The 12,578-nt window shown below is 67.3% G+C and carries 22 protein-coding genes; 1 reads left to right on the top strand and 21 read right to left on the bottom strand.

Features of this window, described 5'->3' with window-relative positions; translation table 11 throughout:
- Positions 1 to 12: 12 nt before the first annotated feature.
- From rplO to QWJ90_RS14500, 21 genes are all read right to left on the bottom strand, one after another.
- Complete coding sequence (rplO, locus tag QWJ90_RS14600; RefSeq protein WP_156242008.1) at positions 13 to 474, bottom strand: 50S ribosomal protein L15; 462 nt, start codon at positions 472 to 474, stop codon at positions 13 to 15.
- Positions 474 to 659, bottom strand: coding sequence for a 50S ribosomal protein L30 (gene rpmD, locus QWJ90_RS14595; RefSeq protein WP_290108598.1), 186 nt, complete (start codon positions 657 to 659; stop codon positions 474 to 476). Before rpmD ends, rplO begins: the two co-directional genes overlap by 1 nt.
- Positions 659 to 1,339 carry a 30S ribosomal protein S5 gene (gene rpsE / locus QWJ90_RS14590; protein WP_436836710.1) on the bottom strand — a complete coding sequence of 227 codons (681 nt, stop codon included), beginning with the start codon at positions 1,337 to 1,339 and terminating at the stop codon, positions 659 to 661. The genes rpmD and rpsE overlap by 1 nt, the downstream gene beginning before the upstream one ends.
- On the bottom strand, positions 1,336 to 1,695 hold the full coding sequence (gene rplR, locus QWJ90_RS14585; RefSeq protein WP_156242011.1) for a 50S ribosomal protein L18: 360 nt from the start codon (positions 1,693 to 1,695) through the stop codon (positions 1,336 to 1,338). Before rplR ends, rpsE begins: the two co-directional genes overlap by 4 nt.
- Positions 1,696 to 1,697: 2 nt before the next feature.
- A complete protein-coding gene (gene rplF, locus QWJ90_RS14580) occupies positions 1,698 to 2,234 on the bottom strand; it encodes a 50S ribosomal protein L6 (protein ID WP_290108596.1) in 537 nt (178 codons plus the stop codon).
- Positions 2,235 to 2,241: 7 nt separating this feature from the next.
- Positions 2,242 to 2,640 (bottom strand): 30S ribosomal protein S8, encoded by a 399-nt coding sequence (gene rpsH / locus QWJ90_RS14575; RefSeq protein WP_156242013.1) that lies wholly within the window; start codon positions 2,638 to 2,640, stop codon positions 2,242 to 2,244.
- A 150-nt stretch (positions 2,641 to 2,790) separates the two neighbouring features.
- Entirely contained in the window at positions 2,791 to 3,384 is a 594-nt protein-coding gene (rplE, locus tag QWJ90_RS14570) for a 50S ribosomal protein L5 (RefSeq protein WP_290108594.1), read from the bottom strand.
- A gap of 2 nt (positions 3,385 to 3,386) precedes the next feature.
- Positions 3,387 to 3,746, bottom strand: a complete 360-nt coding sequence (gene rplX / locus QWJ90_RS14565) for a 50S ribosomal protein L24 (protein WP_290108592.1) — start codon at positions 3,744 to 3,746, stop codon at positions 3,387 to 3,389.
- Positions 3,747 to 3,749: 3 nt separating this feature from the next.
- Complete coding sequence (rplN, locus tag QWJ90_RS14560; RefSeq protein WP_156242016.1) at positions 3,750 to 4,118, bottom strand: 50S ribosomal protein L14; 369 nt, start codon at positions 4,116 to 4,118, stop codon at positions 3,750 to 3,752.
- Positions 4,119 to 4,153: 35 nt separating this feature from the next.
- Positions 4,154 to 4,438, bottom strand: coding sequence for a 30S ribosomal protein S17 (gene rpsQ / locus QWJ90_RS14555; RefSeq protein ID WP_290108590.1), 285 nt, complete (start codon positions 4,436 to 4,438; stop codon positions 4,154 to 4,156).
- On the bottom strand, positions 4,438 to 4,752 hold the full coding sequence (gene rpmC, locus QWJ90_RS14550) for a 50S ribosomal protein L29 (protein WP_290108589.1): 315 nt from the start codon (positions 4,750 to 4,752) through the stop codon (positions 4,438 to 4,440). Before rpmC ends, rpsQ begins: the two co-directional genes overlap by 1 nt.
- Positions 4,752 to 5,171 carry a 50S ribosomal protein L16 gene (gene rplP, locus QWJ90_RS14545; protein WP_156242019.1) on the bottom strand — a complete coding sequence of 140 codons (420 nt, stop codon included), beginning with the start codon at positions 5,169 to 5,171 and terminating at the stop codon, positions 4,752 to 4,754. The genes rpmC and rplP overlap by 1 nt, the downstream gene beginning before the upstream one ends.
- Complete coding sequence (gene rpsC / locus QWJ90_RS14540; RefSeq protein WP_156242020.1) at positions 5,171 to 5,929, bottom strand: 30S ribosomal protein S3; 759 nt, start codon at positions 5,927 to 5,929, stop codon at positions 5,171 to 5,173. Before rpsC ends, rplP begins: the two co-directional genes overlap by 1 nt.
- The gene (gene rplV / locus QWJ90_RS14535; protein ID WP_290108588.1) at positions 5,929 to 6,324 is read right to left on the bottom strand and encodes a 50S ribosomal protein L22; all 396 of its coding nucleotides are present in this window, start codon (positions 6,322 to 6,324) and stop codon (positions 5,929 to 5,931) included. The genes rpsC and rplV overlap by 1 nt, the downstream gene beginning before the upstream one ends.
- 21 nt (positions 6,325 to 6,345) lie before the next feature.
- Positions 6,346 to 6,627 carry a 30S ribosomal protein S19 gene (gene rpsS / locus QWJ90_RS14530; RefSeq protein WP_156242022.1) on the bottom strand — a complete coding sequence of 94 codons (282 nt, stop codon included), beginning with the start codon at positions 6,625 to 6,627 and terminating at the stop codon, positions 6,346 to 6,348.
- Positions 6,628 to 6,638: 11 nt separating this feature from the next.
- Entirely contained in the window at positions 6,639 to 7,478 is an 840-nt protein-coding gene (gene rplB, locus QWJ90_RS14525) for a 50S ribosomal protein L2 (protein WP_156242023.1), read from the bottom strand.
- A 24-nt stretch (positions 7,479 to 7,502) separates the two neighbouring features.
- Positions 7,503 to 7,802, bottom strand: a complete 300-nt coding sequence (rplW, locus tag QWJ90_RS14520) for a 50S ribosomal protein L23 (protein WP_156242024.1) — start codon at positions 7,800 to 7,802, stop codon at positions 7,503 to 7,505.
- Positions 7,799 to 8,458, bottom strand: a complete 660-nt coding sequence (gene rplD, locus QWJ90_RS14515) for a 50S ribosomal protein L4 (protein ID WP_156242025.1) — start codon at positions 8,456 to 8,458, stop codon at positions 7,799 to 7,801. Before rplD ends, rplW begins: the two co-directional genes overlap by 4 nt.
- Positions 8,459 to 8,463: 5 nt before the next feature.
- On the bottom strand, positions 8,464 to 9,123 hold the full coding sequence (gene rplC, locus QWJ90_RS14510; RefSeq protein WP_156242026.1) for a 50S ribosomal protein L3: 660 nt from the start codon (positions 9,121 to 9,123) through the stop codon (positions 8,464 to 8,466).
- 8 nt (positions 9,124 to 9,131) lie between these two features.
- Positions 9,132 to 9,440, bottom strand: coding sequence for a 30S ribosomal protein S10 (gene rpsJ / locus QWJ90_RS14505; protein ID WP_156242027.1), 309 nt, complete (start codon positions 9,438 to 9,440; stop codon positions 9,132 to 9,134).
- 707 nt (positions 9,441 to 10,147) lie between these two features.
- The gene (locus QWJ90_RS14500; RefSeq protein ID WP_290108585.1) at positions 10,148 to 11,146 is read right to left on the bottom strand and encodes a lytic transglycosylase domain-containing protein; all 999 of its coding nucleotides are present in this window, start codon (positions 11,144 to 11,146) and stop codon (positions 10,148 to 10,150) included.
- A 568-nt stretch (positions 11,147 to 11,714) separates the two neighbouring features.
- Here QWJ90_RS14500 and QWJ90_RS14495 point away from each other — a divergent pair.
- Complete coding sequence (locus QWJ90_RS14495) at positions 11,715 to 12,470, top strand: DUF559 domain-containing protein (protein WP_290108584.1); 756 nt, start codon at positions 11,715 to 11,717, stop codon at positions 12,468 to 12,470.
- The last annotated feature ends 108 nt before the right edge of the window (positions 12,471 to 12,578 follow it).

Raw genomic sequence — 12,578 nt, 5'->3', positions numbered from 1 at the left:
TCTCGCGCGGTGTTACTTGATGCTGCCGCCGGCGGCGACGATCTTCTGCTCTGCCGAGCCGGAGACCTTGTCCACCGACACCGTCAGTGCGACGGAGATGTCGCCGTTGCCGAGGACCTTGACCTTCTCGTTCTTGCGAACGGCGCCCTTAGCCACGAGGTCGGCGATGGTCACATCGCCACCCTGCGGGTAGAGCTCCGCGAGCTTGTCCAGGTTCACGACCTGGTACTCCACGCGGAAGGGGTTCTTGAAGCCGCGGAGCTTCGGGGTGCGCATGTGCAGCGGCATCTGCCCACCCTCGAAGCCGACGCGCACGGTGTTGCGGGCACGCGTGCCCTTGGTGCCACGACCGGCCGTCTTGCCCTTCGAGCCCTCACCGCGACCCTTGCGGGTCTTCGCGGTGTTGGCGCCCGGGACGGGACGGAGGTGGTGGGCCTTCAGCACGCCGGGGCGCTGCTCGTTGCTCTCAGCCATCAGTCGATCTCCTCAACATTCACGAGGTGAGCGACCGCGCGGACGTAGCCGCGGGTCTGAGCGTCGTCGGGACGGACGACCGAGTCGCCGATCCGCTTGAGACCCAGGCTGCGCAGCGTGTCGCGCTGGTTCTGCTTCTCGCTCACCTTGGACTTGATCTGCGTCACCTTCAGACGCGCAGCCATCAGGCACCTGCCTTTGCAGTAGCGGCGGCCTCGGCCTCCGCGCGCACGAGACGAGCCGGGGCGACCTGGTCGAAGTCGAGGCCACGACGCGCGGCGACCGCACGGGGCTCCTCGAGCTGCTTCAGGGCCTCGACCGTGGCGTGCACGATGTTGATGGTGTTCGACGAGCCGAGCGACTTCGACAGCACGTCGTGGATGCCGGCGCACTCGAGCACGGCGCGCACGGGGCCACCGGCGATAACACCGGTACCGGCAGCGGCCGGACGAAGCAGGACGACACCGGCGGCCGCCTCACCCTGCACGGGGTGCGGGATGGTGCTGCCGACGCGGGGCACGCGGAAGAAGTTGCGCTTCGCGTCCTCGACGCCCTTGGAGATGGCCAGGGGCACCTCGCGGGCCTTGCCGTAGCCGACGCCGACCACGCCGTTGCCGTCGCCGACCACCACGAGAGCGGTGAAGCTGAAGCGACGACCGCCCTTGACGACCTTCGACACGCGGTTGATCGTGACGACGCGCTCCAGGAACTGGCTGTCGTTGCCACGGCTGTTGCGGTCACGGCCGTTGCCGCGCTGGTCGCGACCGCCGCGGCGAGGCTCGCGCTCGCGGCGCTCCTCGGTCTGCTCGGGCGCTGCCTGGGCAGCGGCTTCGGTGGTCACTTCGGTCTCCTTGATCTCACTCACAGGTTCAGGCCTCCCTCACGGGCGCCATCCGCGATCGCGGCGACACGACCGGCGTAGCGGTTGCCTCCACGGTCGAACACGACGTCGTTGATGCCGGCGGCCTTCGCGCGCTCGGCGACGAGCTCGCCGACCTTGCGGGCCTTGGCGGTCTTGTCACCCTCGAACGAGCGGAGGTCGGTCTCGAGCGTGGACGCGCTGAAGAGCGTGATGCCCTTGCTGTCGTCCACGAGCTGCACGAACACGTGGCGTGCAGAGCGGTTGACGACGAGACGGGGACGCACCTCGGTGCCCACGACCTTCTTGCGAAGGCGAGTGTGGCGACGCGAGCGTGCGACGGACTTCGACTTCACAGCCATGATTACTTACCAGCCTTTCCGGCCTTGCGACGCACGACCTCGCCGGCGTAGCGCACGCCCTTGCCCTTGTACGGCTCGGGCTTGCGGATCTTGCGAATGTTGGCAGCGACCTCGCCGACGGCCTGCTTGTCGATGCCGGCGACGGTGAGGCGGTTGTTGCCCTCGACCGTGAGCGTGATGCCAGCCGGCGGCTCGACGACGACGGGGTGCGAGAAGCCGAGAGCGAACTCGACGGACGAGCCCTTCTGGGCGACGCGGTAACCCGTGCCGACGACCTCGAGGCCCTTGGTGTAGCCCTGGGTCACGCCGATGATGTTGTTGGAGATGAGGGTGCGGGTGAGGCCGTGCAGTGCACGCGACTCACGCTCGTCGTCGGGGCGGGTGACGAGAACCTGGTTCTCCTCGACCTTGACCTCGATCGGCTTGGCCACCGAGAGGGCGAGCTCGCCCTTGGGGCCCTTGACCGCAACCTGCGACCCGTCGACCGTCACAGAGACGCCGGCGGGGATGTCGATGGGAAGACGTCCGATACGCGACATGTTTCGATCACCACACGTAGGCGAGAACTTCTCCGCCCACGCCCTTCTGCTCGGCCTGGCGGTCGGTGAGGAGACCGCTGGAGGTGGAAAGGATGGCGACACCGAGACCGCCGAGCACGCGAGGGAGCTCGGTCGACTTCGCGTACACGCGGAGACCGGGCTTCGAGACGCGCTTGATGCCCGCGATGGAGCGCTCACGGTTCGGGCCGTACTTGAGAGTCAGGGTGAGGGTCTTGCCGACGCGTGCGTCCGACTCCTCCCAAGACTGGATGTAGCCCTCCTGGCGGAGGATGTCGGCGATGTGCGTCTTGAGCTTGCTCGACGGCAGCGACACGCTGTCGTGGTGCGCCGAGTTCGCGTTGCGCAGACGGGTCAGCAGATCTGCGACCGGGTCTGTCATTGTCATACGACTTGTCCTTTGTTCATGAGGTTTCGGCTGCCGTTACACGACAGGCGACCTTCGATGACCTGCGATTTTCAGTTGTGAGCTCATGCGAGACGCCCCCGCGGCGCGCGGCCGCGGGGGCGAAACGCATCGAGCAAACGCCCTAGTGTATCAGGCCTGCTCGTCGTTCTTGCCGACGAAGGGGAAGCCGAGGTGGCGCAGGAACGCGCGTCCCTCGTCGTCAGTCTTCGCGGTGGTGACGATGGTGATGTCGAAGCCGCGGACGCGGTCGATCCGGTCCTGGTCGATCTCGTGGAAGATCGACTGCTCCTGCACACCGAAGGTGTAGTTGCCGTTGCCGTCGAACTGCTTCGGCGACAGGCCGCGGAAGTCGCGGATGCGGGGCAGCGCCAGCGAGATCAGGCGGTCCAGGAACTCCCACGCGCGGTCACCGCGGAGGGTGACGTGCGCGCCGATGGCCTGACCCTCACGCAGCTTGAACTGCGCGATCGACTTCTTGGCCTTGGTCACGATGGGCTTCTGGCCGGTGATGGCGGTGAGGTCGGAGACCGCGCCCTCGATGACCTTGCTGTCGCGAGCGGCCTCGCCGACACCCGTGTTCACGACCACCTTCACGAGACCGGGAACCTGCATCGGGTTGGCGTAGCCGAACTCGTCCTGCAGCTTCTGACGGATCTCGTCCCGGTAGACCTGCTTCATGCGCGGCTGGATTCGGCCAGTCTGCGCAGCGGTATCCGTGCTCATTGTCAGATGTCCTTACCCGACTTCTTCGCGTAGCGCACGCGAACAGTCTTCTTGACGCCGTCCTTGACCTGCTCCTCGAGACGGAACCCGACACGCGTCGGCTTCTTGGTCTCGGGGTCGACGAGCGCGACGTTGGACACGTGGATCGGGGCCTCGAGGGTCTCGATGCCGCCGGTCTTCGTGCCGCGCTGCGTCTGGCCGACGCGGTTGTGCTTGGTGATGTAGTTCACGCCCTCGACGACGACGCGGTTGCCGCCTTCCAGAACCTCGAGCACCTTGCCCTGCTTGCCGCGGTCTCCACCGCGCTCGGGCTTGGCGCCGGAGATCACCTGGACGAGGTCGCCCTTCTTGATCTTCGCCATGAGTTAGAGCACCTCCGGTGCGAGCGAGACGATCTTCATGAACCGACGGTCACGAAGCTCGCGGCCGACGGGACCGAAGATGCGGGTGCCACGGGGCTCCCCGTCGTTCTTCAGGATGACGGCGGCGTTCTCGTCGAACTTGATGTACGAGCCGTCGGGACGACGCGTCTCCTTGACAGTGCGGACGACGACGGCCTTGACCACGTCGCCCTTCTTCACGTTGCCGCCGGGGATCGCGTCCTTGACGGTGGCGACGATCGTGTCACCGAGACCCGCGTAGCGGCGGCTGGAGCCGCCGAGCACGCGGATGGTGAGCAGCTCCTTGGCGCCGGTGTTGTCGGCGACCTTGAGGCGGGATTCGTTCTGAATCACTTGTTACTCCTTGGATTCCAAGCAGGCCCGGAGGCTTACTTGGCCTTCTCGAGGATCTCGACCAGACGCCAGCGCTTGGTGGCGCTGAGCGGACGGGTCTCGTTGATGACCACGAGGTCGCCGATGCCGGCGCTGTTCTGCTCGTCGTGCGCCTTGAGCTTCTTCGTGCGACGGATGACCTTGCCGTAGAGGGGGTGCTTAACGCGGTCCTCGACCTCGACGACGATCGTCTTGTCCATCTTGTCGCTCACGACGTAGCCGCGGACGGACTTGCGGTAACCGCGCTCGGCGGTCTCCTCGGTCTTGTTCTCGGTGGCCATCACTCAGCCTCTCCCTCGGCGGCAGCCGGCGTCTCCGCCTTGTCCGCCTTCTTCGCCTTGGTCTTCTTGGCCTTGGTCTCGACCGGGGCCGGCGTCGCACGGATCCCGAGCTCGCGCTCGCGGATCACGGTGTACAGCCGCGCGATGTCGCGCTTGACCGCACGGATGCGGCCGTGGCTGTCCAGCTGGCCGGTGGCCGACTGGAAGCGCAGGTTGAACAGCTCTTCCTTGGCCTTGCGCAGCTCCTCGGCGAGGCGCTGGTCTTCGAACGTGTCGAGCTCCTTGGGGGCGAGCTCCTTGGTGCCGATCGCCATTACGCGTCGCCCTCCTCGCGCTTGATGATGCGTGCCTTGAGCGGCAGCTTGTGAATTGCTCGGGTCAGTGCCTCACGGGCGAGCTCCTCGGACACACCGGAGACCTCGAAGAGGACGCGACCCGGCTTGACGTTGGCGACCCACCACTCGGGCGAACCCTTACCGGAACCCATGCGGGTCTCAGCAGGCTTCTTGGTCAGCGGGCGGTCGGGGTAGATGTTGATCCACACCTTTCCGCCACGCTTGATGTGACGCGTCATGGCGATACGAGCGGACTCGATCTGACGGTTCGTCACGTAAGCGGGCGTCAGCGCCTGGATGCCGAAGTCGCCGAAGCTGACCTTCGTGCCGCCGGTCGCCTGGCCATCCCGCTTGGGGTGGTGCTGCTTGCGGTACTTGACCTTGCGAGGGATGAGCATTACGCCGACGCTCCTTCCGCGACCGGCGCTGCCTCGTCGTTGCGACGCGGGCCGCGGCGGCCGCCACGGTCGCGCTGCGAGGAGGGCTTACGCGAAGCCTCTTCACGCGCGAGTTCCTTGTTGGTGAGGTCGCCCTTGTAGATCCAGACCTTCACGCCGATGCGGCCGAAGGTGGTCTTCGCCTCGTAGAAGCCGTAGTCGATGTTCGCGCGCAGCGTGTGCAGCGGCACACGACCCTCGCGGTAGAACTCCGACCGGCTCATCTCGGCGCCGCCGAGACGGCCCGAGACCTGGATCCGGACGCCCTTGGCGCCGGCGCGCTGCGCGCCCTGCAGGCCCTTGCGCATCGCGCGGCGGAACGCCACGCGAGCGGAGAGCTGCTCGGCCACACCCTGAGCGACGAGCTGAGCGTCGGCCTCGGGGTTCTTGACCTCGAGGATGTTCAGCTGGATCTGCTTGCCGGTGAGCTTCTCGAGCTCGCCGCGGATGCGCTCGGCCTCCGCACCACGACGGCCGATGACGATGCCCGGTCGTGCGGTGTGGATGTCGACGCGCACACGGTCGCGGGTGCGCTCGATCTCGATGCTGCTCACGCCGGCGCGGTCGAGCGACGTGGTGAGCAGCTTGCGGATCCGGATGTCCTCGGCCACGTAGTCGGCATAGCGCTGACCCGGCTTGGTCGAGTCAGAGAACCAGCGCGAGACGTGGTCCGTGGTGATGCCGAGGCGGAAGCCGTACGGGTTTACCTTCTGTCCCATTACTTGCTCGCCTTCTTCTTGCCCGCGGGGGCCACGTCGGCGGCCTCGGGGGTCGAGAGCACGACCGTGATGTGGCTCGTGCGCTTCTTGATCTGGAACGCGCGGCCCTGTGCACGGGGCTGGAAGCGCTTGAGCGTCGTCCCCTCGTCCACGAAGGCGTTCTTCACGTACAGGTCCTGCTCGTTCAGGTGCTCACCGGCGTTGCCGGCCTTGACCTGCGCGTTGGCCATAGCCGACTCGACGAGCTTGTAGATCGGGTCCGAGGCGGACTGCTGCGCGAACCTGAGGATCGCGAGAGCCTCCTCGGCCTGCTTGCCCTTGATGAGGGCCACGACACGACGAGCCTTCTGAGGGGTCACGCGGATGTGTCGCACACGTGCGATGGACTCCACCATTTCTCTCTCCTCTCGGTCGCCTTAGCGGCGACGGCCCTTCTTGTCGTCCTTCACGTGGCCGCGGAAGGTGCGGGTGGGCGCGAACTCGCCCAGCTTGTGGCCGACCATGGACTCGGTCACGAACACGGGAACGTGCTTGCGACCGTCGTGCACGGCGATGGTGTGCCCCAGCATCGTGGGGATGATCATCGAACGGCGCGACCAGGTCTTGATGACGTTCTTGGTACCCGCCTCGTTCTGCGAGACAACCTTGCGAAGCAGGTGCTCGTCGACGAAGGGGCCCTTCTTCAGACTGCGTGGCATCTTCTTGACTCCTACTTGCGCTTCTTGCCGGCGTTACGACGACGAACGATGAGCTTGTCGCTTTCCTTGTTCGCGTGGCGGGTGCGGCCCTCAGGCTGACCCCACGGCGTAACAGGGTTACGACCACCGGACGTCTTGCCCTCACCACCACCGTGCGGGTGGTCGACCGGGTTCATGGCGACACCACGGACGGTCGGGCGGACGCCCTGCCAGCGCTTGCGGCCGGCCTTGCCCCAGTTGATGTTCGACTGCTCGGCGTTGCCGACCTCGCCGATGGTGGCGCGGCAGCGTGCGTCGACGTTGCGGACCTCACCGGAGGGCAGACGGAGCTGCGCGTAGGGCCCGTCCTTGGCGACGAGACGCACCGAGGCGCCCGCCGAACGAGCCAGCTTCGCGCCGCCGCCGGGGCGGAGCTCGATGGCGTGGATGACCGTACCGGTGGGGATGTTGCGCAGCGGCAGGTTGTTGCCGGGCTTGATGTCAGCGCCGGCACCCGACTCGACGACATCGCCCTGACGCAGCTTCTCGGGCGCGAGGATGTAGCGCTTCTCGCCGTCGAAGTAGTGCAGGAGCGCGATGCGCGCGGTGCGGTTGGGGTCGTACTCGATGTGAGCGACCTTCGCGTTGATTCCGTCCTTGTCGTTGCGACGGAAGTCGATCACGCGGTACTGGCGCTTGTGGCCACCACCGATGTGACGCGTCGTGATGCGGCCCTGGTTGTTGCGTCCACCGGTCTTGGCGAGCGGGCGAAGCAGGGACTTCTCGGGCGTCGAGCGCGTGATCTCAGCGAAGTCAGCCACCGACGAGCCGCGGCGACCCGGGGTCGTGGGCTTGTAGTTGCGAATAGCCATTTCTCTCTATTCCTCCTGGCCGTCTCAGCTGACAGCCGTGAAGATGTCGATGGTGCCCGACTTGAGGGTCACGATGGCGCGCTTGGTGTCCTTGCGCTTGCCCGTGCCGAAGCGGGTGCGGCGAGTCTTGCCGACGCGGTTGATCGTGTTCACCGAGGCGACCTTCACATCGAAGATCTTCTCGATCGCGAGCTTGATCTCCGACTTGTTCGAGCGGGGGTCCACGATGAACGTGTACTTGCCCTCGTCGATCAGGCCGTAGCTCTTCTCAGAGACGACCGGCGCGATGATGACATCGCGGGGGTCCTTGTTGAGAGCGGTCATGCCGAGACCTCCTGGATGGCGCCGGTCTTCTGCGCGATGAACGCGTCGATCGCGGCCTTCGTGAACACGACGTCGTCAGACGTGACCACGTCGTATGCGTTGAGCTGGTCAGCGGACAGGACGTGGACGTTGCGCAGGTTGCGCACGCTCAGCCATCCGAAGTCATCGGTGCGGTCGAGCACGATGAGGACCTTCTTCGACGTGGTGACCTGCGCGATGAACGACGCGGCAGCCTTCGTCGAGGGCTTCTCGGTGCCGAACGCGTCGACGACGTGCAGGCGGCCGCCGCGAAGACGGTCGCTGAGCACGCCCGCGAGGGCGGCGGCGATCATCTTCTTGGGGGTGCGCTGCGAGTAGTCGCGCGGCTTCGGACCGTGGACGATGCCACCACCGGTCATGTGCGGCGCACGGATCGAGCCCTGACGGGCGTTACCCGTGCCCTTCTGCTTGAAGGGCTTGCGGCCGGCACCGGAGACCTCACCGCGACGCTTGGTCGAGTGGGTGCCCTGGCGAGCCGCCGCGAGCTGCGCGACGACGACCTGGTGGATCAGCGGGATGTTCGTCTTGGCGTCGAACACCGAAGCGGGAAGCTCGACCGTGCCGGTCTTGCTGCCATCGGTGCTGAGGACGTCGAGAGCGAGAGTCGAGTCAGCCATCTGTCTCAGGCCCCCTTCACAGCGTTGCGGACGAAGACGACCCGGCCGCGCGCACCGGGGACGGCGCCCTTGACGAGCAGCAGACCCTTCTCGGCGTCGACGGCGTGGACCGTGAGGTTGAGGACGGTCACGCGCTCGCCACCCATACGGCCGGCCATGCGCATGCCCTTGAAGACGCGGCTCGGGGTCGACGAGGCGCCGATCGAACCGGGCTTGCGGTGGTTGCGGTGCGCACCGTGCGAAGCGGAGACGCCCTTGAAGTTGTGGCGCTTCATGACACCCGCGGTGCCCTTGCCCTTGCTGGTGCCGACGACGTCGACCAGCTGGCCGGCCTCGAACACGCCGTCAACCGTGAGCTCCTGGCCCAGGCTGTAGTCGGCTGCGTCCGCGGTGCGGAGCTCGGTGAGGTGACGACGGGGCGTCACGCCAGCGGCCTCGAAGTGGGCCGTGAGGGGCTTGTTCACCTTGCGGGGGTCGACCTGGCCGTAGCCGATCTGAACGGCGTTGTAGCCGTCCTTCTCGAGCGAACGGATCTGGGTCACCACGTTGGGGGCGAGCTCGATCACCGTGACGGGGATGAGCTTGCCGTTCTCGTTCCAGACCTGGGTCATCCCGAGCTTGGTGCCCAGGAGGCCCTTCGAAACCTTGTTGTTGATGTCAGCCATGTCGAACCTCAGAGCTTGATCTCGATGTTGACGTCAGCAGGGAGGTCCAGGCGCATGAGCGAGTCGACCGCCTTGGGGGTCGGGTCGACGATGTCGATGAGGCGCTTGTGGGTGCGCATCTCGAAGTGCTCGCGGCTGTCCTTGTACTTGTGGGGCGAACGGATGACCGCCACGACGTTCTTCTCCGTCGGGAGCGGCACCGGGCCGACGACCTGAGCGCCGGCACGGGTCACCGTGTCGACGATCTTGCGCGCCGACGAGTCGATGACCTCGTGGTCATACGACTTCAGGCGAATGCGGATCTTCTGTCCCGCCATTGTCTGTCTCTCTTTCCGCGTCATACCTCACGGGCATTGGACGCACTGCGGCGCGGGGCGCGCCTTCGGCACATTCGAGGCCGCCCGGAGGCGGCTCATGCTGCACCACTGTTCTGCTGTCAATCGGCCATCCGGAGACGACCGCAGCCGCACTTCTCCCCCGGAGGAGGAGGTGGGGTTGTGTTGTTCTGCTGCCCGCGGCCTAGAACTCTGCGCGATCCCGCGCTGTCTATGCACTGCCCTGGCAGTGATCCGGCCGCACCGAAGCGCACGCCGGAATGTGGAACCTGTCTATTCTGCCATCCATCCCCGCACGCCCGCAACCCGGGCGTGTCGTGCGGCGCGCCCTGTCGGGAGTAGGGGACATCAGGCAGTGCGCGGCGCGCTCTCGGGCGCCTCACACCTGCCGTATTCCGAGCCCTGCGCCGGCCCCCATGTCTCACCCCGCGCGACTATCCGACGCGCATGCCCGCAGGAAGTGAGACACGGTCGCCCTGCGCCGGGACCCATGTCTCACTCGGCGGCTACCCGACGCGCAGACCCGCAGGAAGTGAGACACGGTCGCCCTGCGCCGGGACCCATGTCTCACTCGGCGGCTACCCGACGCGCAGACCCGCAGGAAGTGAGACACGGTCGGCCGAGCGGAGCGCGACCGGTACGGGAAAGGGCCCCGGACGGAGTGCGTCCGGGGCCCTTCATCGCAAGGCTCAGTACCAGCCGGTGGCCTGGGAGTGACCCCACGCGCCGCAGGGCGTGCCGTAGCTGCCGGCGATGTAGCCGAGGCCCCACGCGATCTGCGTCGCGGGGTTCGTCGCCCAGTCGGCGCCGGCGCTGGCCATCTTGCTGCCGGGCAGCGACTGCGGGATGCCGTAGGCGCCACTGGAGGGGTTCATGGCCGAGGGGTTCCAGCCGGACTCCTTGTTCCACAGAGACACGAGGCACTGGAACTCGCCCTCGCCCCAGCCGTACTGGCTCGCGGCCATGTCGCGCGCGATCGACTGCGGGTCTCCCCCGCTGTACGTCTGCGCGGGGGCCTGCTCCACGGGAGCCGGAGCGGCGGGCTGCTCGGGAGCAGGAGCGGGCGCCGGCGCGGCCTGCTCCTGCGCGGCCTGCTCCTGCGCGGCCTGCTCGGCGGCGGCCTGCTCGGCAGCGGCCTTCTCGGCAGCAGCCTTCTCCTCCGCCGCCTTCTTCTCGGCCGCGGCCTTCTCCTCGGCCGCCTTCTTCTCCGCGGCGGCCTTCTTCTCGGCGGCGATCTCGGCGTCGGCCTTGTTCGCAGCGGCGGTGTTCGCGACGACGGCCTCGGTCTCGGCCTCGGCCTCGTCGGCGACACCCAGCACCACGATGGCCGGGAGCTTGTCGTAGTCCTCGAGCTTCTGGACGTACGCGTCCAGGCGCTCGGTGTTCACCGTGGGGTGCGCCTCGTCGATGGCGGTCTGCGCGTCGTCCAGCGCAGCCTTCGCGTCACCGGCGGCCTCGGCGATCGTGGCGGCGGCCGTCACGGCGCCGGCGTCACGCGGAGCCGGAGCGAGCTCGGCGGCCGCTGCCGCCACGCTTCCGCTGGCGGCGGTCATGAACAGGGCGAGTGCGGCGCCGATCGACACGCGACGGCGGCGGCGGCGCTCCTTCTCCTGCCGAAGGAGCGCGAGGTGATTCGGTCGAGGGAACGGGGTGAGAAGGGGCTCACCCGCTTCAAGCGTGCGGGGCATTCACAGTCCTGTCTTGGGGGAATCTGCCGCGTTCGGGCGCGGCCACAAGACGAAGACCCTGGCGGCGGAGTCTGAGTGCCCACTGCGTACCTCGTGGGAGCCGCGTGGATGGCCCCCTCGCGACGATCACGGAAGGTAACGGAAATATAACGGCCGATCCGCATGCTGACGCCGATCGCGCGGGGTGGCCGTCCGTGACCGAAACGAGACCCTGGCAGTTTCCTGGCAATGCGGACAGATGATGTCATTTCAGCGCCGCGACACCGTCCTCGTCACCGTCCGTCATCCTTCCGGGAGGAGATCCACAGCCAGGAGGAGCTTTCTCGGGACGAACTTCCTCCCCTGCGCTCGCCTCCTCCCGAGGGGGCGGATGGCCAGGCTCTCGTCGTGTGCACAGGCTCCCTCGCTGCGGCGTGTCGGCACGAGGAGCCGCCCACGGCCATCCGGGATCGTGCCCGCGTTGCAGGTTCGACGTATGCGCACTCCTCCTGACCGAGTACGGCCGCTTCTCGCGGAACTCCGCCGCCGCACAGGCATCGCTCGCGTCGTTGACCTCCGGGAAGCGGGCGTGGGGCGCCGCGCCATGGACGACGCCGTGGCGATGGGCCTGGTCATCCGACCGCGACGAGGCTGGCTCGCCCTGTCGCAGTGCGATCCCGCGCTCGTCGCCGCTGCTCGCGACGGAGTGATCCTGACGTGCCTCTCCGCCGCGCGGCTCCACGGCTTATGGGCGCGTGACGTCTCGTCCGACCACGTGGCGGCTCCGCAGCACGCCGGTCACGCTCGGCGCGACTCGGCGCGCATCCACTGGGGCCGGCCCTTGGTCTCTCGCGCACCGGGCTCGCTGGTCGACCCCATCGAGAACGTGCTCGCGGTCGTGGCGGAGTGCCAGCCCCTGGAGGAGGCGCGCGCCATCTGGGAGTCCGCGCTGCATCATCGGAGGATCGAGATCGGGGCGATGCGCGCCTTCCCACTGAAGCCCGCCGCGCGCCGACTCGCGGACATCGTCACGCCTTTCGCGGACGAGGGCACGGAGTCGACGTTCTTCCACCGCATCCGCTGGCTCCCGGTTCGGATCGTGCCGCAGGTCGTGCTGCTGGGTCGTCGGGTCGACTTCCTCCTCGGAGAACGCCTCATCGTGCAGATCGACGGCGGTCACCACGTGGGCCGCAAGCGCGCGGACGACATCGCGCACGATGCGCAACTCCGTCTGCACGGATATCACGTGATTCGGATCTCCTACGGCCAGATCTTCGACGAATGGCCCATGGTGCAGGACCTCATCCTGCGCAGCATCGCGCAGGGCCTGCACCTCGCCCGATGAGGGATTCACTCCCGATGAACCCGCGCACTCGGGAGGAGATCATCGCTCGGGAGGGCGGTTGGGCTGGATTCCTCCTCCGCAACGCACTCCTCCTCCCGAACGCGCGCA

This window comes from Microbacterium oryzae, from assembly GCF_030406385.1.
Lineage (GTDB): Bacteria > Actinomycetota > Actinomycetes > Actinomycetales > Microbacteriaceae > Microbacterium > Microbacterium oryzae_A.
The sequence above is the reverse complement of the archived record's forward strand: the minus strand, read 5'-3'. Positions and strand labels throughout refer to the sequence as shown.

What these genes read in the sequence shown, in the direction of transcription:
- rplV (WP_290108588.1), bottom strand. Translation starts at nt 6,324, where the DNA reads ATGGTGGAGTCCATCGCACGTGTGCGACACATCCGCGTGACCCCTCAG.
- rplF (WP_290108596.1), bottom strand. Translation starts at nt 2,234, where the DNA reads ATGTCGCGTATCGGACGTCTTCCCATCGACATCCCCGCCGGCGTCTCT.
- rplP (WP_156242019.1), bottom strand. Translation starts at nt 5,171, where the DNA reads ATGCTCATCCCTCGCAAGGTCAAGTACCGCAAGCAGCACCACCCCAAG.
- rplO (WP_156242008.1), bottom strand. Translation starts at nt 474, where the DNA reads ATGGCTGAGAGCAACGAGCAGCGCCCCGGCGTGCTGAAGGCCCACCAC.
- rplX (WP_290108592.1), bottom strand. Translation starts at nt 3,746, where the DNA reads ATGGCGAAGATCAAGAAGGGCGACCTCGTCCAGGTGATCTCCGGCGCC.
- rpmD (WP_290108598.1), bottom strand. Translation starts at nt 659, where the DNA reads ATGGCTGCGCGTCTGAAGGTGACGCAGATCAAGTCCAAGGTGAGCGAG.
- rpsS (WP_156242022.1), bottom strand. Translation starts at nt 6,627, where the DNA reads ATGCCACGCAGTCTGAAGAAGGGCCCCTTCGTCGACGAGCACCTGCTT.
- rpsH (WP_156242013.1), bottom strand. Translation starts at nt 2,640, where the DNA reads ATGACAATGACAGACCCGGTCGCAGATCTGCTGACCCGTCTGCGCAAC.
- rplB (WP_156242023.1), bottom strand. Translation starts at nt 7,478, where the DNA reads ATGGCTATTCGCAACTACAAGCCCACGACCCCGGGTCGCCGCGGCTCG.
- rpsJ (WP_156242027.1), bottom strand. Translation starts at nt 9,440, where the DNA reads ATGGCGGGACAGAAGATCCGCATTCGCCTGAAGTCGTATGACCACGAG.
- rpsQ (WP_290108590.1), bottom strand. Translation starts at nt 4,438, where the DNA reads ATGGCCACCGAGAACAAGACCGAGGAGACCGCCGAGCGCGGTTACCGC.
- rplE (WP_290108594.1), bottom strand. Translation starts at nt 3,384, where the DNA reads ATGAGCACGGATACCGCTGCGCAGACTGGCCGAATCCAGCCGCGCATG.
- QWJ90_RS14500 (WP_290108585.1), bottom strand. Translation starts at nt 11,146, where the DNA reads ATGCCCCGCACGCTTGAAGCGGGTGAGCCCCTTCTCACCCCGTTCCCT.
- rpmC (WP_290108589.1), bottom strand. Translation starts at nt 4,752, where the DNA reads ATGGCGATCGGCACCAAGGAGCTCGCCCCCAAGGAGCTCGACACGTTC.
- rpsC (WP_156242020.1), bottom strand. Translation starts at nt 5,929, where the DNA reads ATGGGACAGAAGGTAAACCCGTACGGCTTCCGCCTCGGCATCACCACG.
- rplD (WP_156242025.1), bottom strand. Translation starts at nt 8,458, where the DNA reads ATGGCTGACTCGACTCTCGCTCTCGACGTCCTCAGCACCGATGGCAGC.
- rplC (WP_156242026.1), bottom strand. Translation starts at nt 9,123, where the DNA reads ATGGCTGACATCAACAACAAGGTTTCGAAGGGCCTCCTGGGCACCAAG.
- rplW (WP_156242024.1), bottom strand. Translation starts at nt 7,802, where the DNA reads ATGACCGCTCTCAACAAGGACCCCCGCGATGTCATCATCGCGCCGGTC.
- rplR (WP_156242011.1), bottom strand. Translation starts at nt 1,695, where the DNA reads ATGGCTGTGAAGTCGAAGTCCGTCGCACGCTCGCGTCGCCACACTCGC.